Annotated in this window: 21 protein-coding genes and 1 tRNA gene; 8 read left to right on the top strand and 14 right to left on the bottom strand. The window is 66.4% G+C overall.

Translation table 11 applies throughout. The annotated features are described in order from the left end of the window. The 3 genes from AYK61_RS04000 to AYK61_RS03990 all read right to left on the bottom strand — a co-directional run bounded on the left by AYK61_RS04000 (position 1) and on the right by AYK61_RS03990 (position 3,293). Positions 1–1,497, bottom strand: coding sequence for a glutamate-cysteine ligase family protein (locus AYK61_RS04000; protein WP_121869897.1), 1,497 nt, complete (start codon positions 1,495–1,497; stop codon positions 1–3). A 104-nt stretch (positions 1,498–1,601) separates the two neighbouring features. Beyond that, positions 1,602–3,062, bottom strand: coding sequence for an SDR family NAD(P)-dependent oxidoreductase (locus AYK61_RS03995; protein WP_121869896.1), 1,461 nt, complete (start codon positions 3,060–3,062; stop codon positions 1,602–1,604). A 145-nt stretch (positions 3,063–3,207) separates the two neighbouring features. Next, positions 3,208–3,293: transfer RNA gene (locus AYK61_RS03990), tRNA-Leu, on the bottom strand. 177 nt (positions 3,294–3,470) lie between these two features. On the opposite strand from AYK61_RS03990, the gene AYK61_RS03985 reads away from it, so the two are divergent. After that, positions 3,471–4,829: a M20/M25/M40 family metallo-hydrolase gene (locus tag AYK61_RS03985; protein ID WP_121872417.1), complete on the top strand. Its 1,359-nt coding sequence runs from the start codon at positions 3,471–3,473 to the stop codon at positions 4,827–4,829. A 16-nt stretch (positions 4,830–4,845) separates the two neighbouring features. Then, a complete protein-coding gene (locus AYK61_RS03980) occupies positions 4,846–5,373 on the top strand; it encodes a YbhB/YbcL family Raf kinase inhibitor-like protein (RefSeq protein ID WP_032398050.1) in 528 nt (175 codons plus the stop codon). Between the two features lie 46 nt (positions 5,374–5,419). Here AYK61_RS03980 and AYK61_RS03975 read toward each other — a convergent pair whose 3' ends face one another. The 3 genes from AYK61_RS03975 to AYK61_RS03965 form a co-directional block, all read right to left on the bottom strand. Further along, the gene (locus tag AYK61_RS03975; RefSeq protein WP_121872416.1) at positions 5,420–6,490 is read right to left on the bottom strand and encodes a quinone-dependent dihydroorotate dehydrogenase; all 1,071 of its coding nucleotides are present in this window, start codon (positions 6,488–6,490) and stop codon (positions 5,420–5,422) included. A gap of 96 nt (positions 6,491–6,586) precedes the next feature. Next, positions 6,587–6,862 carry a DUF5703 family protein gene (locus AYK61_RS03970; protein ID WP_121869895.1) on the bottom strand — a complete coding sequence of 92 codons (276 nt, stop codon included), beginning with the start codon at positions 6,860–6,862 and terminating at the stop codon, positions 6,587–6,589. Between the two features lie 10 nt (positions 6,863–6,872). After that, complete coding sequence (locus tag AYK61_RS03965) at positions 6,873–7,898, bottom strand: YncE family protein (RefSeq protein ID WP_121869894.1); 1,026 nt, start codon at positions 7,896–7,898, stop codon at positions 6,873–6,875. A 160-nt stretch (positions 7,899–8,058) separates the two neighbouring features. Between AYK61_RS03965 and AYK61_RS03960 the strand changes: the two genes are divergently transcribed. Further along, positions 8,059–8,424, top strand: coding sequence for a hypothetical protein (locus tag AYK61_RS03960; RefSeq protein WP_121872415.1), 366 nt, complete (start codon positions 8,059–8,061; stop codon positions 8,422–8,424). Here the strand turns inward: AYK61_RS03960 and AYK61_RS03955 are convergent. From AYK61_RS03955 to AYK61_RS03940, 4 genes are all read right to left on the bottom strand, one after another. Beyond that, on the bottom strand, positions 8,399–9,238 hold the full coding sequence (locus tag AYK61_RS03955; protein ID WP_121869893.1) for a heme ABC transporter ATP-binding protein: 840 nt from the start codon (positions 9,236–9,238) through the stop codon (positions 8,399–8,401). The genes AYK61_RS03960 and AYK61_RS03955 overlap by 26 nt on opposite strands. Beyond that, entirely contained in the window at positions 9,238–10,305 is a 1,068-nt protein-coding gene (locus tag AYK61_RS03950) for an iron ABC transporter permease (protein WP_121869892.1), read from the bottom strand. The genes AYK61_RS03955 and AYK61_RS03950 overlap by 1 nt, the downstream gene beginning before the upstream one ends. After that, positions 10,302–11,264 (bottom strand): hemin ABC transporter substrate-binding protein, encoded by a 963-nt coding sequence (locus AYK61_RS03945; protein WP_397485413.1) that lies wholly within the window; start codon positions 11,262–11,264, stop codon positions 10,302–10,304. The genes AYK61_RS03950 and AYK61_RS03945 overlap by 4 nt, the downstream gene beginning before the upstream one ends. A gap of 80 nt (positions 11,265–11,344) precedes the next feature. Beyond that, positions 11,345–12,277, bottom strand: coding sequence for an aldo/keto reductase (locus AYK61_RS03940; RefSeq protein WP_121869890.1), 933 nt, complete (start codon positions 12,275–12,277; stop codon positions 11,345–11,347). A gap of 211 nt (positions 12,278–12,488) precedes the next feature. Between AYK61_RS03940 and AYK61_RS03935 the strand changes: the two genes are divergently transcribed. From AYK61_RS03935 to mshC, 5 genes are all read left to right on the top strand, one after another. Next, positions 12,489–13,319 (top strand): undecaprenyl-diphosphate phosphatase, encoded by an 831-nt coding sequence (locus tag AYK61_RS03935; RefSeq protein WP_397485411.1) that lies wholly within the window; start codon positions 12,489–12,491, stop codon positions 13,317–13,319. 25 nt (positions 13,320–13,344) lie between these two features. After that, positions 13,345–14,052, top strand: coding sequence for a histidine phosphatase family protein (locus AYK61_RS03930; protein ID WP_121869888.1), 708 nt, complete (start codon positions 13,345–13,347; stop codon positions 14,050–14,052). A gap of 135 nt (positions 14,053–14,187) precedes the next feature. Continuing rightward, on the top strand, positions 14,188–14,778 hold the full coding sequence (locus AYK61_RS03925) for a DUF3090 domain-containing protein (protein WP_037189325.1): 591 nt from the start codon (positions 14,188–14,190) through the stop codon (positions 14,776–14,778). A gap of 35 nt (positions 14,779–14,813) precedes the next feature. After that, the gene (locus AYK61_RS03920; RefSeq protein WP_183130398.1) at positions 14,814–15,587 is read left to right on the top strand and encodes an SCO1664 family protein; all 774 of its coding nucleotides are present in this window, start codon (positions 14,814–14,816) and stop codon (positions 15,585–15,587) included. Positions 15,588–15,611: 24 nt separating this feature from the next. Beyond that, positions 15,612–16,853: a cysteine--1-D-myo-inosityl 2-amino-2-deoxy-alpha-D-glucopyranoside ligase gene (gene mshC, locus AYK61_RS03915; RefSeq protein WP_121869886.1), complete on the top strand. Its 1,242-nt coding sequence runs from the start codon at positions 15,612–15,614 to the stop codon at positions 16,851–16,853. 12 nt (positions 16,854–16,865) lie between these two features. On the opposite strand, the gene AYK61_RS03910 is transcribed toward mshC, so the two are convergent. Genes AYK61_RS03910 through AYK61_RS03895 form a run of 4 tightly spaced genes read right to left on the bottom strand, consistent with a single transcriptional unit; the run spans position 16,866 to position 25,227 of the window. After that, the gene (locus AYK61_RS03910) at positions 16,866–18,104 is read right to left on the bottom strand and encodes a DUF2399 domain-containing protein (protein ID WP_259467927.1); all 1,239 of its coding nucleotides are present in this window, start codon (positions 18,102–18,104) and stop codon (positions 16,866–16,868) included. Next, entirely contained in the window at positions 18,094–22,278 is a 4,185-nt protein-coding gene (locus AYK61_RS03905; RefSeq protein ID WP_121869885.1) for a TIGR02680 family protein, read from the bottom strand. Before AYK61_RS03905 ends, AYK61_RS03910 begins: the two co-directional genes overlap by 11 nt. 4 nt (positions 22,279–22,282) lie before the next feature. After that, entirely contained in the window at positions 22,283–23,755 is a 1,473-nt protein-coding gene (locus tag AYK61_RS03900; RefSeq protein WP_121869884.1) for a DUF2398 family protein, read from the bottom strand. Next, the gene (locus tag AYK61_RS03895) at positions 23,752–25,227 is read right to left on the bottom strand and encodes a TIGR02677 family protein (RefSeq protein ID WP_310886839.1); all 1,476 of its coding nucleotides are present in this window, start codon (positions 25,225–25,227) and stop codon (positions 23,752–23,754) included. The genes AYK61_RS03900 and AYK61_RS03895 overlap by 4 nt, the downstream gene beginning before the upstream one ends. Positions 25,228–25,355: the final 128 nt, after the last annotated feature.

Here is a 25,355-nt window from a genome sequence, read left to right as displayed (position 1 = left end):
TCAGTTCGTCCAGGTGTGCACGGGTTCTCCGGCATTCATGAGTGTGACGTAATCACCGAGCATTCCGGCGAGCGCGCGATCGCGCTTCTCGCCGGCACGTTCACGGGCGACGACGGCGTTGCGCTGCCACACCGAGCCGGACTGCTTGGCCAGGCACCGCGCTTCGATCACCCCGAGATATCGGTCGCGGACCGTCGCGTCCACGCCGTAGGCGGCCAACCCGGCGTCGGCCAGCGGCAGCAGCCGACGCAACACCAGTTCCTGCGGACTCACCCAGCCCACCTCCGGCCAGTAGAGCATCGAGTCGAACCCGCCGCGGGCGGCGGAGTGCACGTTCTCCTCGGCTGCGTCGAACGACATCTGGGACCACAGCGGGCGGTCGGCGTCGGCAAGCGCGCGCACGGTGCCGTAGTAGAACGCCGCGTCGGCGAGAGTGTCGACCACCGACGGTCCGGCCGGGAGTACGCGATTCTCGAGCCGGATGTGGTGGCCGTCGCCGGACCGATCGTAGATCGGCCGATTCCACCGGTAGACGGTTCCGTTGTGCATGCGCAGTTCGGACAGCGACGGCGTCTTCCCCTCCGCGAGCGCAGCCTTGGGGTCCTCCTCGCTGCAGACGGGCAGCAACGCAGGGAAGTAGCGCGAATTCTCCTCGAACAGATCGAAGATCGAGGTGATCCACCGTTCGCCGAACCACACCCGCGGTCGGACACCCTGATTCTTGAGCTCCTGCGGCCGGGTGTCGGTGGCCTGCTCGAACAGCGGAATGCGAGTCTCGTGCCACAGCGCGCGACCGGCGAAGAACGGCGAGTTGGCGGCGAGCGCCACCTGCACTCCCGAAAGAGCTTGCGCTGCATTCCAATACGACGCAAAATCGTCCGGAGCCACCTGCAGATGCAGCTGAACCGAGGTGCAGGCTGCCTCCGGGAGGATCGTGTCGGTCACGATGTCGAGGTCCTCGGCGGCAGCGGCACCGGGCAGCCGAACTCCGCCGATCTTCAGTTCGATGTCCTCACCGCGCGCGGCGAAGATCTGCTGATTGAGCAGGTCATACCGCGGATTCGCCGAGAGCCATCGGTGCTCGAAGTGCTTCTCGTCCAGAGTCGGGAGCATGCCGATCATGGCGAGACGACTACCCGAGGTGCGGGCGCGTTCGTCCGCTGCGTTGAGTGATCTGCGCAGGTCCGTCTCCAATTCGGCGATCGAGGCACCGCGAAGTGGCCGAGGGTCGACGTTGATCTCGATGTTGAACTGGCCGAGCTCGGTCTGATAGTCGGGGTCGGCGATGGCGTCGAGCACCGCCGCGTTGGCCATCGACGGCTCCATGTCGTCGTCGACGAGATTGAGCTCGATTTCCATGCCGATCTGCGGTTCACCGACGTGGAAGGTCTCGTCGGCCAACATGATCGCCAGCGCGTCGAGACAGTCCTGGACCTTCTGTCGAAACTCGTGCCGGTCCTGCCTGGTGAACTTACGGCGCTCGACGTCCTCGCCCATGGTGACCGCCTATCGGTGCGTGAAGAAGGGCCGTTCGCTCGCGCGCAACGACTTCGGCTACGAGTATCGCAGTCCGCGTTCGCCGAGGGGGACGCACGCGAAAATCACCAGGGTGACGGCTGATAGTCCTTGAGGAAGGAGCCGTACAGATCGATTCCGAGTTCTCCCTGCACGATCGGGTCGTACACCCGAGCGGCACCGTCCACCAGGTCGAGAGGAGCGTGGAAACCCTCGTCGGCGAGCCGCATCTTGGTGGGGTGTGGCCGCTCGTCGGTGATCCAACCGGTGTCGACGGCGGTCATCAGGATCCCGCTGTCGAGCATCTCCTTCGCGCTGGTGCGCGTCAGCATGTTCAGCGCGGCCTTGGCCATGTTGGTGTGGGGATGACCCGGCCCCTTGTAGGCGCGGCCGAACTGGCCCTCCATGGCCGAGACGTTCACGACGTACTTTCGTCGCGCCTCCGAGGCTTCCATCGCGGTGCGGAGCCGCGAGACCAGGATGAAGGGTGCGACGGAATTGCAGAGCTGCACCTCGAGCAGTTCCACCGGGTCCACCTGCTCGACGGTGTGGATCCAGCTGTTGGTCTCGGCCAGATCGGGCACCAGGCCGCCTGCATCGATGGCGAGCCCGCTCTCGATCCTCTCGGCCGTGACCGAACCGGCGACCATGGCCAGCGAGGCAACGTCGTCGGCACTCAGAGCAGCGGTCGACCTGTCGCCGATCGCGGTGGCAGGCAACGAGCTCGCCAGCGACGCGGGGTGCGCATCGCTGGTCTTGCCGAACGTGATGCGCTCCGGTCCTGAGCCCTCGGTCAGGGCCGCAGGCAGAGCTTCGGCCTCGGCGTCGGCCAGAGCGCTGTAGGAACCGGGGGAGCGCTTGACGGTCTGTGCGGCATTGTTGATCAGGATGTCCAGAGGACCCTCTGCCGCGACCGAATCGGCAAGTGCCACAACCTGAGCCGGATCGCGAAGATCGATACCGACGACGCGCAGACGATGCAGCCACTGGTCGCTGTCGTCCATCGCCGCGAAGCGCCGCACGGCATCGTTGGGAAAACGAGTGGTGATCGTGGTGTGGGCACCGTCGCGAAGCAGTCGAAGTGCGATGTACATGCCGATCTTCGCCCGCCCACCGGTCAGCAAAGCCCGCCGACCGGACAGGTCGGTTCGAGCGTTCCGCTTGCCGCGATTGAGCGTCGCGCACTCCGGGCACAGCTGGTGATAGAACGAGTCGACGTGGGTGTAGCGCTGCTTGCAGATGTAGCAGGGACGAGCCTTGATCAGCGTGCCTGCGATGTCTCCTTCGGCGCGGGAGGTGAGAGACAGTCCTGCTGTCTCGTCGTCGATCCGGTCCGGGGATCCTGTCGCGGTGGCGGCGACGACGGCACGGTCGGCCGCGTTGACGGCATTGCGCGCGGCGACGCGTCGAGCACGCTTGAGGTCTTTGAACATGGCACCGGACGCGCGCTGCACAGCGATCGAATCCGGATGATTCTTGTCCAGCTCTGCGGCCTGCTTCAGCACTCGCAGGCACGTCTCGAGATCGGTCGGGTCGATCGCGTCCATATTCGGTCTCCTAGCATCGGCCCCTTCGAGCCGAAAGAAGCGAGTGCAGAACGAAAAAGACCCCGATTCCGAAGAATCAGGGTCCGTTTCGTCTGTCTCAACTCAGATCTGTGAAAATCTCTGTCTGGCTACATCTTTCAGACGGTGTCCGAGGGGGGACTTGAACCCCCACGTCCGTTAATAGGACACTAGCACCTCAAGCTAGCGCGTCTGCCATTCCGCCACTCGGACAAGTGCGACCTCTGCCGCATATTCTTTTGTTGCTTTCACAGCCGGCCGCTGTGTGCTGCGTAAGATTATCCGACGGGTTCCCGATAACCCAAATCCCCACGTCAGTTCATGCTCGAGGCCGTTTCTCATGGTGCCCGGAGCGGATTCTGGTGGTAGGAACGACGTGTGCCCAACGATGTGAGCAACCCCGGAAACCCAGGCGATGTCGATGCCACCGTTGCCCTCGACGAAGTCGTGGATCTCGTCAGTTCCCTCATCCGTTTCGACACCTCGAACACGGGGGAGCTCGAGACCACGGTCGGTGAGAAGGAATGCGCCGAGTGGGTGGCGAGCAAGCTCGAGGAGGTGGGGTACGAAACGGAGTACGTCGAGTCCGGTGCTCCCGGTCGAGGCAACGTGTTCGCCTGGCTGCGTGGGGCGGACTCCTCTCGCGGCGCGCTGCTGGTCCACGGACACCTGGATGTCGTGCCGGCCGAGCCCGCCGACTGGAGCGTGCATCCGTTCTCCGGGGCCGTCGAGGACGGGTACGTGTGGGGCCGGGGCGCAGTGGACATGAAGGACATGGTCGGCATGGCCCTCGCGCTGGCCCGCCAGTTCAAGTCCAACGGAACCGTCCCACCTCGCGACATCCTGTTCGCGTTCCTGGCCGACGAGGAGGCAGGTGGCAAGTACGGATCGCACTGGTTGGTCGACAACCGACCGGATCTGTTCGAGGGCATCACCGAGGCGGTCGGCGAGGTCGGCGGGTTCTCATTGACCGTCGCCCGCCCGGACGGCACCGAGAAGCGGCTCTACATGGTCGAGACGGCGGAGAAGAGCCTGGCGTGGATGCGCCTGACGGCGAAGGCGCGAGCCGGGCACGGATCGTTCCTGCACGACGACAACGCCGTGACGTACCTCGCCGAGGCGGTGGCCAAACTGGGCAATCACACGTTCCCGTTGGTGCTCACCGAATCGGTCTCGCAGTTTCTGCAGGCGGTCTCGGAGGAATCGGGGCTCGATTTCGACCCGACGTCACCGGACATCGACGGCACCCTGCTCAAGCTCGGCAGCATCGCCCGCATCGTCGGAGCGACCCTGCGCGACACCGCGAACCCGACGATGCTCTCGGCCGGCTACAAGGCCAACGTGATTCCGCAGACGGCGACGGCAGTGGTGGACTGCCGAGTGTTGCCGGGGCGGCAGGCGGCCTTCGAGAAGGAGGTCGACGAGTTGATCGGCCCGAACGTCGAACGCGAGTGGATCACGAAACTCGAACCGTACGAGACCACCTTCGACGGAGATCTCGTCGATGCGATGAACGACGCAGTCCTGGCACACGACCCGAACGGTCGAACCGTTCCCTACATGCTCTCCGGTGGCACCGACGCAAAAGCATTCGCGCGCATCGGCATTCGCTGCTTCGGCTTCGCCCCGCTGAAGTTGCCGCCGGAACTGGATTTCGCGGCGTTGTTTCACGGCATCGACGAACGAGTACCCGTGGAATCGTTGGAGTTCGGTACACAGGTACTCGAACACTTCTTGCTGCACAGCTGATACGAAAGGAACCATCGTGGCGTACAACCCATACGACTCGCTTCCGGACCTACCGTCCTTCGAGCTGACGTCCGAGGACGTCGAGGACGGTAAGACACTGGCCGCTCAGCAGGTCAGTGGAATCATGGGAGCCGGTGGACACGACAACTCTCCGCAGCTGTCCTGGTCCGGATTCCCAGAGGGCACCAAGAGCTTCGCCGTCACCGTCTACGACCCCGACGCGCCGACGGCATCCGGCTTCTGGCACTGGGCAGTGGCGAACATCCCCGTCGAGACGACATCACTGGTGTCCGGCGCGGGCGACGACGGCGGGACCGGGGTACCCAGCACCGCGGTGACGCTCAAGAACGACGCAGGCCTGTTCCGCTACATCGGTGCTGCACCGCCCGCAGGCCACGGCCCGCACCGCTACTTCATCGTGGTTCACGCGGTGGACGTCGAACGGCTCGAAGTGGACGAGACGGCAACCCCGGCCTACCTCGGCTTCAATCTGTTCTCGCACGCCATCGGTCGCGCGGTCCTCACCGGCATCTACGAGGCCTGAGCTCCGTCGTCGGGTGCCGGAGGACTCGTCTCCGACACCCGACGGTTCAGGGCCTGTTCGCGGAGCCCACCGCATCGGCGATCGTGGCGAACCCGTGTTGCTCGAGCCGAGCGGCCAGTCCGCGGTGAATGTTCTTGATCCACAGCGGGCCGCCGTAGATGAACCCGGTGTAGCCCTGCACCAGCGACGCGCCCGCGGTGATGCGTTCCCATGCCTGCGCTTCGGTCTCGATTCCGCCGACCGAGATCAGCGTCAGACGCGTACCCACTCGGCGGTACAGGCGTCGCAGCACCTCGAGCGAGCGGTCTGCCAGCGGAGCACCGGACAGGCCGCCTGCTCCTGCTGCGGTGACCACGTCGGCGTCGGTGCGCAGACCGGCGCGGGAGATCGTCGTGTTCGTGGCCACGATCCCGTCGAGACCGAGTTCGACGGCCAAATCGGCCACGGCGTCGATGTCCTCGTCGGACAGATCGGGGGCGATCTTGACCAGTACCGGCACCGTCACCGCCGACTGAACCGCCACCAGAATCGGCCGCAGCGATTCCACGGCCTGGAGGTCACGCAGTCCAGGGGTGTTGGGGGAGCTGACGTTGACGACCACGAAGTCGGCCAACGGGCCCAGCAGCCGGGCGCTGGCGGTGTAGTCCGCGGCAGCACCGTCCGGCTCGACGATCTTGGTCTTGCCGATGTTGGCACCGATCGGGATACCCGTGCGCCTGGCACGGACGCGCTGAGCAGCGTGCTCGGCGCCGTGGTTGTTGAAACCCATGCGGTTGACGATGGCGCGGTCCGGAGGCAACCGGAACAGTCGCGGAGTCGGATTGCCCGGCTGGCTCTGCGCGGTCACGGTGCCGATCTCGGCGAAACCGAATCCGATCGGCCCCCACGCATCGATTCCGTCGGCGTTCTTGTCGAAGCCGGCCGCGAGACCGAGTGGAGCCGGGAAGTCGACGCCGAACACCGTCGAGCGCAGCCGTGGATCATCGACCACGAACATCTTCTCGGCCAGATAGCGGAGCGGCGGCACGACGGCGACGGCGCGGAGCACCGCGAACGCCAGGTGGTGAATCCTCTCCGGTGGCACGAGGAACATCAGGCGTAACAGGACGCGGTACAGATGGTCTCCCACGGTCTTCTCTCCGGTCGATCTGGCTCGGTCGAACTCATGCTGTGGTTTCGACGATCGTGCGGTCAGAACAGTACTGCGACTCGCTCAGATTCCCGGCTCAGGGATGTGATGCGCGGTCTTCTTGCGTTTGAGCAGCACACGCCTGCTGCCATCGGTGTAGAGGCGAACCCGCGACAGTTCCCAGCCGCCGAACTCCGCTTGAATCGCCAGACGCATCGAGGCCGTCACACGGGTCACATCCGGCGGCAGCCGCAACGGCACGTACTCCCAATCGTCGGACGGCGACACTTCCCATCCGACGGGCATCTTCGCGCGGCCGGGTGCCGAACTCTCGTGTGCGTTCACATGCCTCCTTGCCATTCAACCGAAGTCAGCGACCCGCAGCGGGGATGCGCTGCAGACCGTCACCGGTTGCCGATCCCACGTACAGGTCGCCGGTGTCGGCGTCGACGGCAACCGAATTGGGCTGCCGCACAGTGGCCAACCTCCTGGCCTCGACCGGAATTCCGGTATCGAGTGTGTACCCGACCACCTCGTTGAGAGCGGGCAGCGTCACCCATGCGACACCGGATTGCTCATCGTAGGCGATCGCCCACGGCTGCGACCCGACCGGAAACCGTTGGCGCATCAGCAGATCGTGCGAGGTGAAGACGAGCAACTCGGTCCCGGTCGAATCGGTGACCAGCAGGCGACCGAACTCGTCGCTGGTCATCTCCGCGGCACCTTCGCCTGCGCGCAAGGCCACTCCGAGGGTGCCGTCGTCCAGATCCAGGTCGGTCACCGACGTCTGACGACGATCCAGAACCGAGACACCGTTCGGTGTACTGGCCAGAGAATCGGCAGAGGTCACGCTGCCGCCGGAGACCGTGGCGGTGACCTGCCCGTTGGTGTCGAGCACGCGGACCGCTCCGGTGTCGTCCCCGACGGCCGTCGTGCCGTCGGGCAGGTCTGCTGCGGACAATGCGTCTGCGTCGACCGTCAGGTCGGTGCGCTGTCCGTCCGCCACTGCGATTCTCGCGACGGCACCGTCCATGGGGACCAGAACGGTCGATTCCCGTCCGGCGACGAGTTCTGCGCCCGTGGAGCCCAGGTCGACCACGCGGGTCTCGGCCGTGGCTCCGTCGCGGACCAGGGTCACCGTTGTGGATGCGTCGGTCAGCGCCACCAGGGTGCGGGTGGCGGGGTCGAAGGTGAGGGCATCCACGGGCGCAAACGCGCTGACGGTGCCGGCGGGGGTCACGGTCGCCTCGGGGGACTCCGCCGGCGGTCGGGGTTCGACCGAGATGTCGTCGGCGTCCTCGTCGTCGCTGGAACACCCGCCGATCGACAGGACTGTGACGACGGCGAGCGCGGACGCGACTGCCGCCCGAATCGAACGAGCCGACGGTGTTCGCATGAGGCCGAACCTACTTCCTCGAGATGACGCTGCCTGTGGAGGCGCTGCCACATCTGTACCAGCGTGCGGCGATCTCGGCGAAATCGACCGCGCCGGATCGGTTGTCGTCCGGTTGCGTCCGAAGAAGCGGTAGCGTGTTCGTCCGGGGTGAGTGCACGACATGGGAGTGGACGTGGGAACCGAGGAATCACACTTCGTCGTCGAGGAAGTGAACGCGGGAACGCATCCGAACGGCTTCGGACGCACCGACGACGGCCGGGCGTTCGCGTTTCGGGTGCACCGAAGCACCCTGTACGTGGAGATATACCGCGCCGATGTGCAATCTCCGGTACCGGACCGGTCCGAGGTCGAAGCGGTTGCCGAGCATTCGGTCACCGAGGTCGATCTGACGGACGAGCGCAGCATCGTCGGTGTGGTGCGTGATGCGGTCGCCCATGCGCAGCAGCTGTCCGATGCGTCACAGCGGGACACCACAGCGGTGCGGGCCTTCTTCAACCGGGTCAATTCCGTGCTGGAGGGTTTCTGACACGGTGGGGAACCACCAGCTGTTCGCCGGTGTCGGGATGATCGAACACGTCGACGGGGTGTCGGTACACCCGGGCCAGCCTTTCGGCGGTCAGAACGTCCCGCGGCGGACCGGTTGCGATCAGTTCACCCGAGTCCAGGATCGCGACGCGGTCGGCGTAGGCCGCTGCGAGGCCGAGATCGTGCAGTACGACGACCACGGCACGGCCGGCGGCGGCGAGTGAACGCACCACGGCCATCACCGACTCCTGATGTCCGAGGTCGAGTGCTGCAGTGGGCTCGTCCAGCATGATCGTCGCGGTGTCCTGGGCGATGACGCGCGCCAACGCGACCCGGGCCTGCTCGCCGCCGGAGAGCGATGCGAACGGTCGATGCGAGAACTCCGCTACGTCGCAGGCGGACATGGCTGCGGTGACGCGGTCGTCGTCGTTGCGTGCCGCCGACGTACCGACCCAGGGTGCTCGGCCCATCCGGACGATCTGGCCGGCGGTGAACGCGAATCCGACGCTGTGTTGCTGAGGCAGCACAGCGCGTCGCCTGGCCACGTCCACCGTGCGGATGCGGGTCAGCGGTTCGTCGCCCAGCCGAACCGATCCGGCGCTGGGCTCGGTGTCTCCGGCCAGGACCGACAGCAGCGTCGATTTACCAGCGCCGTTGGGGCCCACCAACGCCAGTATCTCGCCGGCCACCACGTCGAGGTGGACGTCGGACAACACCGTCGCGTCCCCGCGCCGTGCGGAGACTCCGCAGGCGACGAGGGTGCTCGAGCCCGGTTCAGGGATGACCGGGATGTCCCGGCGCGCTGTGCGCCCCATCACGCCCAGCCGCCCTGGCGAGCACGGGTGCGGCGGAGCAGCCAGAAGAAGAACGGGGCACCCGCCAGTGAGGTCACCATGCCGAGCGGCAGGTCGACGTTCGCGACGAGGGTTCGCGTGACGAGATCGGCGGCGAGCAGCACGACGGCCCCGGCGTGGGCGCTGGACGGGATGAGCAGTCGATGCGCGGGGCCGAGCACCATCCGCATGGCGTGCGGAACCACCAGACCCACGAACAGGATGATTCCGGTGAACGCGACCCCGGACGCGACGAGGAGGGCGACGACGACGATGGCGAACTGTCTGAGTCGTTCGACGTTCACTCCCAGATGGCGTGCCACGTTCTCCCCGAGTGCAAGCAGGTCGAGCCGGCGGGCGATCGCCAGTGAGGCTCCGATTCCGATCAGCGCGAGCGGGCCGACCACGGCCACCGACTGCCAGGTTGCGCCCGCGAGCGACCCGAGTTGCCAGAACACGATCTGATCGCGGGCGGCGGGACTGGCGACGAAGGTGAAGAACGCGATGACACCGCCGGCGAAGGCATTGACTGCAACACCGGTGAGGATGAGTGTCACCACTTCGGTGCGGCCTGCGTTGCGAGCGAGGAAATACACCGCGATCGTGGTGACGAGCCCGCCGACGAATGCGGCGAGCGCCACACTCCAGACTCCGGCGAAGCTGCCACCGAGCACGATGACCGAGCTTGCACCGACAGCAGCGCCCGAGGAGACCCCGACGACGCCCGGCTCGGCCAATGGATTGGCGAACACCCCCTGGAGCAACGCACCCGCGCAGCCAAGACACGCGCCGACGACGATTGCCAGCGTCAGCCGCGGGAATCGGACCTGCCACAGCGTCACTTCGCCGCTGGGATGTGCCGGCATCGGGCCGATGTCGAGTCCCACCCGATGTGCGATGCTGCCCAGTACTTCCAGCGGAGTCGTCGGCACCTGTCCCACGACGGCCGAGATCAAAGCCAGGACCACCAGTGCAACGACCAGGGCTCCGAATGTGGCAAGTACCCGTCCTCGGCCCGCGCGTGGTTCGGCGAGTGTTCTGTCGGTCATGACGCCGGGTCGTAGACGGCCTTCGACAGTGCGCCCAACACCTTTCCGGTGTTCGGGCCGAAACTGAGGATGGTCCCGTCGTCCATGTCCACCACCCGGCGTTCTTTGCCCGCGGGGGTCTGAGCAATTCCGGGGATCTGCTCGAGACCCTCGATTCCGCCGATAGATTCCAGGCCCTTGGTCATCATCAGAATGACGTCGGGTGCTGCGGCGATCAACGCTTCGCTGGTGACCGGCACGAATTGCTCGGTCAGACCCGATTCGACACCGGCGTCCGTAGCACCGAGAGCCTCGATCAGTGCATCCGCTCCCGAACCGGGCCCGGCGAGCATCTTGATCGCGGGCCCGCGCATGTACAGAAACGCGATCTTCAGCGGTTCGGTGGATTCGGGTGTGTCGTTCGCTGCTGCCGATATCTCGGTGTTCGTTCGTTCGGCGAGGGCAGCACCGGCGTCGGGCACACCCAGGGCGGCCGCCACGGCCTCGATCTGGGTGGCGACGCCGGCCAGAGTGCGGGTGGGATCGAAGTACACGACGGGAATTCCCGCGGCTCGGATCTGATCCTGCACAGCGCGTGGACCGATGCTGGTATCGGTCAGGACGACGGTCGGCGACAGCGCCAGAATTCCTTCGGCGCTCAGAGAATGGCCGGTCGGGGTGACATCGGGCACGCTCTCGGCCGCGGGAAATGCAGCAGAGGTGTCACGCCCGACGAGGTTGTCGCCGAGTCCGAGCGCGAAGACGGTCTCGGCCAGCGTGCCGTACTGGTCGGCAGCGACGATGCGGCTGTTGTCCGTCACCGTGACGGCGACGCCGTCGAATCCGGTCACTGTCACGGGCAGTACCGCGGCCGGATCGTCGGTGACTGGTTCCGGATTCGGATCGTCGACGACGGCGGTGCGGGGACCGACGGAATCCGAGGATCCTACGCCGGGGGTGTTCGCCGAGCAGGCGACCAGGAGTCCGGCGACGAGGAGCACGGCGGCGAGACGATTGACGGTCACAACGGAAGGTTAGCCTGTCCGATGTTTGCGGGTGATCAGGCGCTGACGTCGTCCAGGGCCGACGCGATCGCGGGCGGCAGCTCGAGTTCCTCGGCCATCAGTGCGCCCATCAATTGCGCGAGGTCCCGCGCGCCCACGATGGCGCTGCTCACTCCGGGTCGGTCCCGAGCCCATGCGAGTGCGACGACCAGGGGAGAGGTGGCCAGCCCGTCGGCGGCGGTGACCGCAGCGTCGACGATGCTGACCGCAGAATCGGTCAGGTACGTCAGCACGGACTCCGCGTGCACCTCGTCGGCGCCGCGGGAGTCGGCCGGGATTCCGTTGCGGTACTTACCTGTCAGCACGCCGCCAGCCAGGGGAATCGCGGCGAGGACACCGATGCCGTGGTGGTCTGCGGCGGGAATCAGCTCGTCCTCGATGCCGCGTGCGAGCAGTGAGTACTCGGCCTGAGTGGCCACGATGTGTCCGGTACCGGCTGCGCCTGCCGCCGTCGCCAGTTGCCAGCCGAGGTATCCGCGGGCTCCGGTGTAGCGGACCCGCCCGCTGGTCACGGCGTAGTCGAGCGTGGCGGCGACCTCGTCGACCGGAGTCATCGGGTCCCACGTCGCCACCTGCCACAGGTCGAGGTAGTCGGTTCCCAGTTCGCGCAGCGTGGCGTCGAGTTGGCCGAGCAATCCGCGCCTCGAGCAGTCCACGTGATAGCGGCCGTAGCGCGAACTCAGCCCCGCTGCGCTGCTGATCACCAATTCGTGCCGCGGGACCACGTCGTCGAGCAACTCGGCGAGCACTCGTTGCGCGCGTCCGTCCCCGTACGCCGGAGACGTGTCTACGAGCGTGCCGCCGGCCTCGGCGAACGCCGACAACTGCGCTGCGGCGTCGTCACCGTCGGTTCCGCTACCCCATCCGAGGGTGCCGAGGCCGAGTCTGGAGACTCGAAGTCCGCTGGTGCCGACCGATCTCTGCTTCATATGTGCCGAATGTCCTTTTACGTGTGATCGTCGGTGTCGAACTGCACTGCCGCCAGTGCACAGTAGTGCGCCGCGCCGCTCGGTGCGTACGTGCCGCGCCGGGTACGGTCGTGCCCGTGAATCGCGAATTCAGGGGGCAGGCCGGCGGCCGCGCATCGATAGTGAACCGTCCATCGACACCGATCTCGGAGGGTGGCGCCGCATGATCGACATGACGTGGCTGCAGGCGATCATCCTCGGCGCGGTGCAGGGCCTGACCGAATTCCTGCCGATCTCCTCGTCCGGGCACCTGCGCATCGTGTCCAGTGTGTTCTGGAACGAGGACGCTGGTGCCTCCTTCACTGCGGTGACCCAGCTCGGCACCGAAGCCGCTGTGCTGCTGTTCTTCTGGCGAGACATCGTCAGAATCGTCAAGGCCTGGTTCGTCGGCCTCAAGCAGAAGGACGAGCGCGGACTCGACTACCGCATGGGGTGGTACGTGATCATCGCCACCATTCCCATCGGCGTTCTCGGCCTGCTGTTCAAGGACCAGATCCGAACCGGTGCCCGAAACCTGTACCTCATCGCGTTCATGTTGATCGCGTTTGCCGTCGTCATCGCGATCGCGGAGAAGGTGGGTCGGAAGGAACGTCCGATCGAGAAGTTGACCACCCGCGACGGCATCGTGATGGGTCTGGCGCAGTGTCTCGCCCTGATCCCCGGCGTGTCCCGTTCCGGGGCGACGACCAGCGCCGGCCTGTTCCTCGGGCTCGAACGCGAGGCAGCAGTGCGATTCTCGTTCCTGCTCGCCATCCCGGCGGTCACCGCCTCCGGTCTCTTCTCGCTGCCCGACGCCTTCGAGCCCGTCGGCTCGGGACTGGCCGCGTCGGGCCCGCAGCTGCTGGTGGCCACGATCATCGCCTTCGGGCTCGGCTACGCCTCGATCGCCTGGCTGCTGAAGTTCGTCGCGAACCACTCGCTGTACTGGTTCGTGGGATACCGCATCGTGCTGGGTGTCGTGGTGCTCGGTCTGCTGGCCGGCGGGGTCGTTTCGGCAACGTAGGTTCACCCTCATTAGGCTCGGTGCAATGACAGTCATCTTGCTTCGGCACGGCCGCTCGACGTCGAATACCGCGGGCACTCTCGCGGGTCGCAGCGCCGGCGTCGAGCTCGACGATCGTGGGCGTGAGCAGGCACAGGCGGTCGCGGATCGTCTCGGTGATCTGCCGGTCGCGGAGATCGTTCGCTCGCCGTTGCTGCGGTGCGAGCAGACGGTCGAGCCGTTGGCTGCCAAGCTCGGGCTTTCGCCGGTGGTCGAGGATCGGTTGGTGGAGGTCGACTACGGCCAGTGGACCGGTCGAGCGATCAAGGACTTGCTGGCCGAGCCGCTGTGGAAGGTGGTCCAGCAGCATCCGTCGGCTGCGGTGTTCCCGGAGGGCGAGGGCTTGGCGAAGGTGCAGCAACGCGCGGTGCAGGCGGTGCGCGAGCACGACGCCCGGTTGGCCGCGCAGCACGGTCGCGACGTGTTGTGGGTGGCGTGCTCGCACGGTGACGTGATCAAGTCGGTGCTCTCGGACGCGATGGGTGCCCACCTCGATTCCTTCCAGCGCATCGTTGCCGACCCGGCATCGATCAGCGTCGTTCGCTACACCTCGACGCGTCCTTTCGTGCTGCGGACCAACGACACCGGGTCCGATCTGAGTGCGTTCGTACCGAAGGCCGAGGAGCCCAGCACGTCGGAATCGGGCAACGCGGACTCTTCCGACGCGGTCGTCGGTGGTGGGGCAGGCCGCTAGAGCGTCGATTCGGCGCTGACACCCCGATCGGTGGCAGGCTGGAGGGCAAGCAATACCGTCCATGGTCGATCTGTGGCCGATAATGAAAGTTCCGAGAATTGCTTCGCGGAGCTGTTCGAGTCGTTAGGAGGTGCAATGCCGCGCGCCATACACGTTTTTCGCACCCCTGATCGTTTCGTTGCCGGGACCGTTGGGGAACCGGGCGACCGAACGTTCTTCCTGCAGGCGGTGCACGACGCCCGCGTGGTGTCGGTTGCGCTGGAGAAGCAGCAGGTCCAGGTACTCGCAGACAGGATGGGGCTGCTACTCGAAGAAGTGCACCGCCGCTTCGGAGCCGACGTTCCGGCCGAGGAGACCGATCCGGTCGACACCAGTCCGTTGCTGACTCCGATCGACACCGAGTTCCGCGTCGGAACGATGGGGCTCGGCTGGGATGCCGATGCCAACGCCGTCGTGGTGGAACTTCTCGCCGTCAGCGAGGTCGAGGTGGACGAATCCGTCGTTCTCGACGACACCGACGAGGGCCCCGATGCCGTTCGTGTGTTCCTCACTCCGGTGCAGGCCCGCGAATTCGCGGTGCGGTCCGAGCGCGTCATCGCAGCGGGCCGCGCGCCGTGCCCGCTGTGCGGACAGCCATTGGCTCCCGAGGGACACGTCTGCATCAGGACCAACGGCTACCGCCGCGGTGCGACGTTCGGACCGGTGACCGAGGTCGACGAGTCTTGACCGTCGAACTGCCGCCGTTCGAGGGCCGCGAAACCATGGAGACCGGCGACCTGACCGTCGTCGGTCGGGTGGTGTCGGCCAGCAACGCCACGCTGGTGTGCGAGGCGGGCGAGGGCGAGACGGCCGTGCGGTGCGTGTACAAACCCGTTCGCGGGGAAGTGCCGCTCTGGGACTTTCCGGACGGCACTCTCGCGGGCCGCGAGGTGGCGTCGTACGAAATCTCCGAGGCTCTCGGTTGGGGCGTCATTCCGCCGACGGTGCTGCGCGACGGGCCGTTCGGTCCCGGCATGGTGCAGAAGTGGATCGACACGCCCGATGATCACGCCGAGGGACGCGTCGACCTCGTCGATATCTGCCGTCCCGATCTCGTTCCGGCGGGCTGGATTCCGGTCCTGCAGGCCTACGACGGCGAGGGCGAGGAGATCGCGCTGATCCACGCCGACGATCCGCGGCTGCAGCGGATGGCGGTTCTCGACGTGATCCTCAACAATGCCGATCGCAAGGGCGGGCACGCGCTCGAAGGTCTCGACGGATACGTGTACGGAGTCGATCACGGTATCTGCCTGCACGCCGAGAACAAGTTGCGCACGGTGCTGTGGGGGTGGGCAGGCCAGGCGGTCGACGACGCGTTGATGACCGACGTGGTGCGGTTCGTCGAGACGTTCGACGCAGTCACCGCTCCGCGCCTGGTCGACAAGATCACACTGACCGAAACGGTCGCGGTTCTCGACCGGGCACAGGAGCTGATCGCCCGCCCCGTCATGCCGGAACCTCGCTCGAGCAGACCCATACCCTGGCCCGCCTTCTGATCGGGCTCGGATAGGCTCGGCTGCATGCATTCTTGGTCGAGCCCGGAGATCCCGACAATCCCAGGACAGGGTCCAGCGCTTCGATTGTTCGACACCGCAGACCGCCAGGTCCGTCCCGTCACCCCCGGTTCGACGGCTCGGATGTACGTCTGCGGAATCACCCCGTACGACGCCACCCACCTGGGGCACGCGGCGACGTACCTGACGTTCGACCTGATCTACCGGCTGTGGCTGGACGCGGGCACGGACGTGCACTACGTTCAGAACGTCACCGATGTCGACGATCCACTGTTCGAGCGCGCCGACCGCGACGGCGAGGACTGGCGCGATCTGGGAGCTCGTGAGATCGAGCTCTTCCGCGCAGACATGGAAGCGCTCCGGGTGCTCCCTCCGCGCGACTACATCGGCGCCGTCGAGTCCGTCGACGAGGTCGTCGAACTGGTGGAGAAGCTGGTCGCGGCCGGTGCGGCGTACGTCGTCGACGATGCCGAATACCCGGATGTGTACTTCCGTGCCGATGCCACCGAGCAGTTCGGCTACGAGTCCGGCTACGACCGCGCCACGATGGACACGTTCTTCGCCGAGCGCGGGGGCGACCCCGATCGGGTCGGTAAGCGGGATCCACTCGATGCGTTGCTCTGGCGCGCGGTGCGGCCGGGCGAGCCGTCGTGGCCGTCGCCGTGGGGTCCGGGCCGGCCCGGGTGGCACATCGAATGCGCTGCGATCGCGCTCAACCGCATCGGTACCGCCTTCGACATCCAGGGCGGTGGAAGCGATCTCATCTTCCCGCACCACGAATTCTCGGCCGCCCACGCCGAGGCGGCGACCGGTGATCCGCGTTTCGCGCGTCACTACGTGCATACCGGAATGATCGGGTTCGACGGCGAGAAGATGTCCAAGAGCCGCGGCAATCTGGTGTTCGTCTCGAAACTTCGTGCCGAGAATGTGGATTCGGGTGCCGTTCGGCTCGGTCTGCTCGCCGGGCACTACCGGCAGGATCGGCCGTGGTCCGACGAGGTTCTCGAACGGGCTCACGCCCGGCTCGCCCTGTGGCGCCGGGCGGCGGCGCTTGAGAGCGCGGCGTCGGCCGAGGATGTGATCAATCGGTTGCGGCAGCATCTGGCCGACGATCTGGACACCCCCAAGGCCCTCGATGCGCTCGACGCGTGGGCGAGTTTCGCGGTCGAACGCGGCGGATCGGATGCGGGCGCACCCGGTGCCTTCGCCGATGCGGTCGACGCGTTGCTCGGCGTGCCGCTGCGCTGATCGTTCCCCGACCTAGCTCGCAGGTCCCAGCCGCAGATCGGTCAGCATATCCGGGATCAGCCGTTCTTCCATGACTGCCCGGCCCGAATCACGGAGGGCGGCAGCCAGTTCCGGGTCCCACGGACTGTCCGTCGGATGACCTTTCAGTGGTTCGGAATTCCGTGCATCGAGCGCGTCCCGGTAGGAGTCGACGTCCATGCGCCACGGCGAGGCGTCGTATCGGGAGATGGCTCGGGTCACCATGTGCACTCCGGCCCAGTCGAAATCGGCACGCCAGCGGATGGTGGTGCCGGGTGCGCGTGAGCCCAGCAGCCGGTGGACAGCGGCGGAGGGCTGACCGTCGGTGCAGATCAGGCTCGCGCAGTTCGAACCGAGGGTGCGGGCTGCAGCGGCGAGCACGGCCACGTTCTCACAGACGAACACCGTGGACGAGCTGTTGGTGAGCGGGCCGCGCGAGAGCATGTCCACGGTGACGGGGAAGGGGATGCCCTCCTCTGCCGCATCGTTGAGCCAACGAGCCACCGTGTGGGTTTCGTCGACGCGGTAGCCGAGTACCAACACCCGGCTGGACACTGCGTCGACCGACACGCCGGCGGTCTCCCACAACGCCCTGATGCCGACCGGATCGACGGGTCGAGGGACGTTCTCGCGCAACGACAATGCGTCGAGGACGAGTTTCGGGGCACCGCCGCCCGAGAGCGCCTTCGTATCACCGCAGGCCAGTTCCGCGAGTTCGGTCAGCGACATCCCGTCCACCGGAAGCAGCGCCAGGACCTGTGTCGCCACCGCGAGCGCGTCGACGGCGACGCGGCCCCCGAGAGTGCCGTCCTGATTGAGCAGCGACGCGATCCAGTGCTCGATCCACTCGCGATCGGTATCGCCGCCGAGAACCTCCCTGGCCCGATCGAGTGCATCCGCGCGGACCTGAGCCTTGTCGGCTGCGATCTTCTTCTTGTTCTGCAACGGGGCCTGCTGTGTGAGGGTGTCGATCAGTCCGAGGCCGCCGTTGAGCGGATGGCTCAACCACGCGTCGAAACGCTCGAGGTCGAGCCTGGTGCTGCGCGCCCGAGAATGCAGACTGGAGTTGGACCGAGAGATCGCGCTGCACAGACGCCACAGCTCCGGGGCGTCGCTCAGGTCGACGGTGATGTTGCCGCCGACACGAAGCCAGTTGGATTCCAACTTCTTTCGTGCCGCATCGAGCAGTGCAGCCAATTCGGCGCTGCCGCGCCATTCGCTGTTACCGGTCAAACTCCAGCCCACCTTCGGTTCGGGTCGGCACACGGCGCGTCAGCGGTGACCCGAGTGCGGCAGCGAGGTCGGTACCGTCGTGCTCGGCGAACAGTTCGCCGTTCTCCCACACCAGAAGAGCTGCGCTGACGGTGTTCTCGGCTGTCGAATGCGCCAGGTCGTAGTGCGCGCAGCCGGGAACGTCCCCGTAAGTGATCCACAGGTCGTATCCGGTCATGAACAGATCGAGATCGAATTGCACACTCAGACCGAGCAATTCGCTGCGGCCGTTGTCGTCGACACCGGCGAATGCCTCGTCCAGCGCGAGCAGTCGAGGCGAATGTGGATCGGCGGACGAAAGCATCACGTGTGCCGCGGCGAACAGTGGCAGGTGCAGCGACACCGATTGCTCACCGCCCGAGAGCGCACTGTGGCGTGCGACGGTGAGACGATCCTCGTTGCCGTCGCCGCTGATGAGCGTGAAGGCGAACACGCGCCAGCGGCGATAGTCCAGTGTCGTGGACAGGATCTCGGGGTAGGACCGTTCCGGATGGGCCGCACGCGCGATCCTGATCTCCGACGCGAAGTGGGCTCGCATCGCGGCAAGATCGTCCTGGTTCAACGCCGAGGCGTCGCGGTCGAGCAGTTTGGACACCGCCCGGGCCCCGTCGTCGAGGTTGTCCGCGAGCACCCAGTGCACACCGATCGTGTTGCCCGAGGACATGCGGCGCTGCTTCATCTCGGCGGACATCTGCGCGATCAGCTCACGTGCGTCGACGGTGCGCTCGTGAATCTGCTGCGCCAGGCCGGTCAGCAGTGCATCTTCGAGAATTCGGCGCTCCTGCTCGGTCAGCAGCAACTCCTGATCGGCTCTCGCGGCACCGATTCGGTCGGCGAAGTCTCCGACCGACGAGTAGCCCTGCTCGTCCTGGACGCGGACCACGGTCAAACCGTCCGGCGCATCCCACTGCAGGCGGTAGTCCTGACCCGATGCGGCGAGCTGCGAGTCGAATTCCTGCAGCGCACTCGTCAGCGCCGTCCGGGTCGACTTTCGGCTCGAGTCACTGACTTTCACCGACGCCGTCGCCGCATCGAGTGCCGAATGCAGCGCGCGCACCACCGGCGGAAGTACCGGAACCTCGTCGTCGGGACCCTCGGCCTGCTGGACTCGATAGAGAATCTGCTCCACACTGAGCCACGCCGAGTCGCTCGCCGGCCACGTGTACGCCTCGTGGACGCCGAGGATGCCGAGTAGATCCTTCCGAGCGTAGGGCGCGAGACGCACGGCGTCGCCCAGGGTTTCCGTGACGGCACCGCGCAGGCTTTCCAGCGCTGTGTTGCAGGCCCCCTCGGCCTTGCCGATCGCTTCGCCTGCCTCCTTGTCCGCTTTGCGCGCTGCCCGCTGCTCGGCGCGGCATTTCTCGATGCGTTCGCGCGCGTTCTCGAGATCAATGTCGATCTGTTCGGCTGTGGCACCGAGCTTTTCGCTCAGGAGCTCGAGGCGTTGGACCTGCTGTCGGTAGTTCTCGTCGGCTATGGCGGCTTCCTCGGCGAGCTCCTCGGCCAGGCCACTTGCTTCTTCGAGTCGGTTGGTTGCTTCGCGGGCGCGTTCTGCTTCGCGTGTGTGATCGCTGCGCTTGCGGATCACCACCGAGCCCTGGTGCTCGAAATGCCGAATCGCCGCGGCGAGGGCATCGATGTCTCGACCGATGTGTGGGGTGCGATGAGCCACGGCGGCGGTGCGCAGCTGTTTCTCTTTCGCGGACAGGTCTGCAATCGCTTGGTCGAATTCACGGTCGGCCGCTGCGGACCCCTCCTTCGAGGTGCGCAGCGCCCCGGCGGCGGCGGTGACCGCGCGTTGCGCTTTCACGATGGCCGAGACTCGGGGCAGTTGCTTGGCGGCCGCGGCCAGTGCCTGGACCAACTCGCGGGCAGAGCGCTCGTCGGCCGTCGCGGCCGCCAGTGCGGCGGTTGCGGTTTCGATCGCGGCACCGAGTTCGGCGATCCGTTGCTCTCGTCGCCGCGCACGGGCCGTCGCGCCGATGTACTCGGCATCGGTCTTGGTGTGGCGGCCCTGCTGCACCCCCTGCCAGTACCGACCGTCGACGCCCACCGAGACGGCACCGCCCGAGACTGCTCCTTGATCCTGTTGCAGTGCCACCGAGTTCAGCACGTCGAGGATGCGCGATTCGGATACGGCGGTACCGGGCTCGGGTTGGAGGACGGACGCCAAGGTGGTCCCGGTCGGCCTCGAGGCCTCCGGTAGCGGCGACAGATACTGCTCCGAACTCGAGTCGACGGGGAAGTCCGCGACCGGGTGAATCCAGCCGTCGAGCAGGTTTGCCGCCTGCAGTGCGGATTCGATCCCCGCCGCGTCGGCAGGGGACACCGAGTCGGCAAACCGAACCAGCTGCCACAGAGGAGCGCCCGAGAGTTCGACGCGAGAATCGGTTCGTGCCGCGAACGGCGGCGGCGCGTCATCGTGTTCGGCGCGCACCAGGGTCAGTTCGTCACGCAGCGCGTTCAGCTCGGCCGTGCGGGTCGATACGTCGACGCGTGCCTGGGCCTGGCGGCCACGAAGCCCGTCGACTGCGTCTGCGGTCTGGTCGGCCAACACCGATTCCAGGCTCGGGGCATCGTCGTCGCCGATGCCCGCCAACGCCGCGTCGAGGGCCTCGAACGCTGCGGAGGTGATGCCCGCGGAGGAGTAGAGCGCCGAATTGGCAGACCACCAGGCCCGCAGTCCCGAGGCGAACTGCGCCTTCTCCAGGTCCACGGTCGCCTCGGCCTCGGTGACCGCAGCCGACGCTGCCTCGAGCATCTCGCGAGCCTTCGATGCGGCCTTCTCCGCACGAGCGCGTTCCGTCGACGCCTTCTCGACGGTTCCCAGCGCCTCACGCACCGCCCGCACGTCGCCGTCGCGCTCCTCGGCATGGCCACGCAGTGCGGTGCTGATCTGATCGCTGCGGGCTGTTCCGGGCAGTGGCGTCCAGACGATGCCCGCGTCCTCGGCCGCAGTCTGCAGTTCCTCCTCGGCACGGGTCACCCCGGCAACGGAGTCCCGGAGTGCCGAGTCGGCGCGAGCCGCCTCGGTGGTGCGCTGTTCCAGTTCGGCCTGCGCCTTGCGTGCGCGGTCGGCCTGCTGGGCGGTCGAGATCTCCAGCTTCGCAGCGGACTCGGCCAGATCGTCCAGTTGCTGCTTGCCCTCGTATGCGCTCGAGCGCTGCAGGGTCTCGCGGTCTGCCACGGCCTGATCCAGGGCGCGTTCGGCCTCGTCGAATCGAGTTTCCGCAGCCGCTCGTTCCAGCAGCCGCCGGTCCTTCAGGGCGGCAGCGGCAAAGTGCGCCGTGGTCGCGTGAGTCACCGCCTCGAGCCGGCGCGAGACCTGCTCGACATCCGAACGGGTCTGCACCCGAAGGTATTTGGAGTACACCGAGACGAAGTTCTTGGCGGCGTGATCGGCCTGCGCCAGTCCTTCGAGTGCCCGGCCTACTTCTTCCATGTCGCTGAAGGAGCGCGCTGCCTCGAGCACCAGCTGCTCGTCCAGCGGACGCAGACCGTCGGTCAACGCCTGCGAGAGCCCCTTGGGGTCGAGGTTCTTGGCCAATTGCGGGCGACGAAGCGTCAGAATGAGATTGATCAGTTGGTCGTAGCGCTGCGCGCCCAGCCCGAACATGCGGGCATCGATCGCGGCGCGATAGTCCACCGGGCGATCGGTCAACGCGTCGGTACCCAGCTGCTCACCGAGCTGCTTCTTCGTCAACGGCCGGTCGTCGGAACCCAACAACGAGAAGTCCACGCCCACTCGACCGTCGGCCACGAAGTACCAGCGGGTCACCTTGTCGTTGTGGCGGCTGGCCCGCATTCCGATTCCGACCGTCACCGATTCGGGGTCCTCGCGTGAACCGCGGCCGAACTCCATCCACACGTACGAATGCGCGCTTTCCTGCCCTCGGTAGAGCAGGTTGGATTTCATCGTCCGCTCTTCTCCGGCAAAGGGATTGAGTCGGCGGGGTTCGATGCGGCCGTCCAAGACGAAGGGAAACAGCACTTCGAGTGCCTTGGTCTTGCCGGATCCGTTGGGACCACGCAGTACCAGGCGACCGTCGGCGAAGGAGAACTCCTGATCGCGGTAGTCCCACAGGTTGACGATCCCTGCTCGCGTCGGCCGAAAGCGTGTCGAGTGTGCGGTCATCTACTCAGGCCTCTACTTCGGACGATTCGTTACTGACGGGCTGTGCGGTGCTGGGGGCTTGTGCGGTGCTGGGGGCTTGTGCGGTGCTGGGGGCTTGTTCGGTGCCGAACAGTGAGTCCTGCGGGATCCGATCACGCACGCTGACCATCACGTCGCGGTAGCGCGCGATCACCGGCAGCACCAGTACGCCGCCGGACACGCTGTGTATCAGTCGGAGTCGGTGCAACAGCGCGATCGCCCGCACTCGCAGACCGTCCCGATCGGTCTGCCACTGAGCTGCGAAGGTGCGGCCGAAACGTTCGACGAGATCGTCGACGACCGTTGTCAGCCAACTGTCCTCGATCAACGGATACAGCTTCTTCTGTTGAGCATCATCGAATGCCGTTGCATCGGAACCGAACCCGAACTCGGCGAGATCGCCGAAGATTCCGCCGTCGGGAATGGCGCTGTCCAACTGCTCTACCAGGGCGTCACCGTCGGGAAGGGGGTAGGCCGCCAGCGCGGGTGCATCCGGATCGATCACCCGGTCCGAAATTTCGCCCGCAATCAACAATGCGACCTGGGCGATGGTTCCGGTGCTGGGGAACCGGTAGTCCGAGAGCCGGCCCGAGGTGTCGATGAGGGCGACTCCCTCGGAGCGACGCTCGGCAACGAGGCCGGTCAACAACTCGACGTCGGCAACGGTGCGCGACGCAGCCAGCGCGGTGCGGCCGTCCGGGTCGAGATCGTCGAGGTAGACGACCGGTTGCTCGACCAACGCTCGGCGTACCGTACGCAGCGTTTCCTTCGGGTCAGCCTCACGCCCGGAATCGGTGTGGATCCCGAGCTCGGAATCCTCGGGATCGATCGGGGCGTCCGAGCCGGCCAGCAGACCGCGAATCGATCGCAGGTGCTGCACGGCGCGGGGCGGCCGGAACATGGCGACGACGACGGGACGGTCGATGTCGTAGAGCGCCTCGCCCGCGGATGGGTTGTTCGCCCAGCCGGTCGCATCGCCGTCGGCCAACGCGATGGCGCCGCGCGTCGCGAGCCAGCCGATCGCGTCGACGAACGCGTCTCGGTCGCTTGCTCGGTCGGTCGTCAGCTCGACGCCGTCGACCTGACTCGCCTCGGCCGCAACGTGATCGGCGAGTTCGGACAGAGTGATCTGGTTGCCCGCCCGGCCGAGTGCCGCGAGCGCCAACGCCAGGTACGCGTATCTGCGGCGGTCGAAGATTCGGTCGGTGGACGTTCGCGCGGGTTGGCTGTCGTCCAGTGCGTCGATCACCGGGAACAGACGTGCGGTGGTCTCGGTGACCTCGAGGCGATACCCGAACAGTTCGAGCAGGTCCTCGCGCAACTCGGTGGCCCATCGACGCAGCAGTGGCAGCGCGATCCGATCGGGGTACGTGGTGGTCACCAGATGATTCGACAGCGCGACCCGGGCGGCCCGCTGGTAGGAATCCAATGCGAGGGTGGAGATCTCACGAGCTCTCATCGGCGTGCCACCTCGCTGACTTCGAGCGCGAGGCGGTCCAGATGCAATCGGCCTCTGCTGGTCCGCACGATCGTCGAACGGTCGCTGTCGCTCAGTGTCAGGCGCACGCCGCTGTCGGATCCCGACGAGTCTGAGGTGCGCCCGCTCACGCGCACCCGCGCGGTCAACGCAGCATTCAACAAGCTCAACAGCACCTCGGTTTCCTGCTCGCTCAGAATGCGGTCGTGGATTCCGGCCGAGGCGAGCGATTGCGCTGCGGCGCTGCGTGATCGCTGCGATTCGAGTTGCTGCTCCCGAAGGCGTCGAATGCCACCGTCGTTACGCTGCACCCGTCCCGGAACACCGGGGGTGGGGGTGCGTCCGGTCTCGGCCAGGGTTCGCGAGATCTCGACCGGCGGTGCCTCCCACCACGATCGGGACGTGGAGATGATGTCGGCGTCGGGATGCACCATCGACAGATGCCGTGGTCTGCCGAGGCCGAACACGGCATGGAACAGGGCGTGCGCGCTGTCTTCGGTTGGTGCGGCGGCGAACCAACCGGCCAGGTGGCGCAATTGGCTCTCGCGGCTCACTCCGCCCTTGCGGGTTTCGGTGACGCGGCGCAGTAGCGACAGCACGGCGGCGATCGCGCTCATCGTGCCCTCACGGAGTCGCTCGGACTCGCTGAGCTCGGACTCGGCCGAGACGAACCAGTGCGAGAGGCCGGCCCATCGATCGGTCCAGTCGGCTCGGCGTTCGTCCACGGTGAGGAAGACTCGTTCGTCGCTGATCGCGGCTCGCTCGACGAGTTCCTCGATCCCGGTGCTCTCGACGAGTGCTATCGCCTCGGCGAGCTTCGGTGCGTAGCGAGCCAGATCGGAGCTGAATTCACGCATGTGCGTCAGCAGGGCGTCCTTGTGGACCAGAAACGACTCCGGCGTGATCTCGGTGGTGCGCACGAGGTCACCGAGCACCAGATAGAAGTGGGCGGCGCGGGTCGCCATCTCCGACAGCGTCGAATCGAGTCGGCTGAGCTTGCGGTAGATGCGATCGCCGTCTGCCTGACGGTTCGCCTCGGCCAGCTCGTGCATATCCGCCAACAGCTCGGGGAGCACCAGCCTCGACAGCGCGGCGTCGTCCAGGCGGGCCCCGAGGACGTCCTCGACCGCGCGGTAGGCCTTGTAGCCGGCTTGGCCGAACTGGTAGACGAAGTGACGGTTGCGGTACTCGGCGAGGGTTGCGGCGCGGGTGCCGTCGTAGCTGCGTTCGAGCAGGCCCCAGGCGTGGAGCTGATCGAGCAGAGGTGCGATGTCGAGGGTGGTCAGGGCGTCGTGCCGACCTGGGCTGCGTGCGATGAGGTCGGCTACGTCTCCGGAGTGCAGCAGAACGACGTAGTTGGCTCGTGCGGTGTCGAATGCCCGCAGAACGGCCAGGTACTCGGATCGCTTCTCGGCGACGGCGAACGAGAACAGACCGAGACGATCTTCCTCCACGAACGCGTTCACGACTCCCTGCCGCGCGTCCTCGCCTGATTCGCTCACTGGAACAGGGTAGGGGGTAGGAGTGGAGCCCTGCGGAACGACCCTGAGAGGTTTGAGGCCGGTTTCTTGGGTTATCCAAT

This window comes from Rhodococcus sp. SBT000017 (assembly GCF_003688915.1).
GTDB lineage: Bacteria > Actinomycetota > Actinomycetes > Mycobacteriales > Mycobacteriaceae > Rhodococcoides.
The sequence above is the reverse complement of the archived record's forward strand: the minus strand, read 5'-3'. Positions and strand labels throughout refer to the sequence as shown.

Coding starts and splice junctions, on each gene's coding strand:
- AYK61_RS03900 (WP_121869884.1), bottom strand. CDS start 23,755: ATGAGAGCTCGTGAGATCTCCACCCTCGCATTGGATTCCTACCAGCGG.
- AYK61_RS03950 (WP_121869892.1), bottom strand. CDS start 10,305: ATGACCGACAGAACACTCGCCGAACCACGCGCGGGCCGAGGACGGGTA.
- AYK61_RS03905 (WP_121869885.1), bottom strand. CDS start 22,278: ATGACCGCACACTCGACACGCTTTCGGCCGACGCGAGCAGGGATCGTC.
- AYK61_RS03940 (WP_121869890.1), bottom strand. CDS start 12,277: ATGAAGCAGAGATCGGTCGGCACCAGCGGACTTCGAGTCTCCAGACTC.
- AYK61_RS03925 (WP_037189325.1), top strand. CDS start 14,188: ATGCCGCGCGCCATACACGTTTTTCGCACCCCTGATCGTTTCGTTGCC.
- AYK61_RS03960 (WP_121872415.1), top strand. CDS start 8,059: ATGGGAGTGGACGTGGGAACCGAGGAATCACACTTCGTCGTCGAGGAA.
- AYK61_RS03995 (WP_121869896.1), bottom strand. CDS start 3,062: ATGGACGCGATCGACCCGACCGATCTCGAGACGTGCCTGCGAGTGCTG.
- AYK61_RS03970 (WP_121869895.1), bottom strand. CDS start 6,862: ATGGCAAGGAGGCATGTGAACGCACACGAGAGTTCGGCACCCGGCCGC.
- AYK61_RS03920 (WP_183130398.1), top strand. CDS start 14,814: ATGGAGACCGGCGACCTGACCGTCGTCGGTCGGGTGGTGTCGGCCAGC.
- AYK61_RS03935 (WP_397485411.1), top strand. CDS start 12,489: ATGACGTGGCTGCAGGCGATCATCCTCGGCGCGGTGCAGGGCCTGACC.
- AYK61_RS03930 (WP_121869888.1), top strand. CDS start 13,345: ATGACAGTCATCTTGCTTCGGCACGGCCGCTCGACGTCGAATACCGCG.
- AYK61_RS03965 (WP_121869894.1), bottom strand. CDS start 7,898: ATGCGAACACCGTCGGCTCGTTCGATTCGGGCGGCAGTCGCGTCCGCG.
- AYK61_RS04000 (WP_121869897.1), bottom strand. CDS start 1,497: ATGGGCGAGGACGTCGAGCGCCGTAAGTTCACCAGGCAGGACCGGCAC.
- AYK61_RS03955 (WP_121869893.1), bottom strand. CDS start 9,238: ATGGGGCGCACAGCGCGCCGGGACATCCCGGTCATCCCTGAACCGGGC.
- mshC (WP_121869886.1), top strand. CDS start 15,612: ATGCATTCTTGGTCGAGCCCGGAGATCCCGACAATCCCAGGACAGGGT.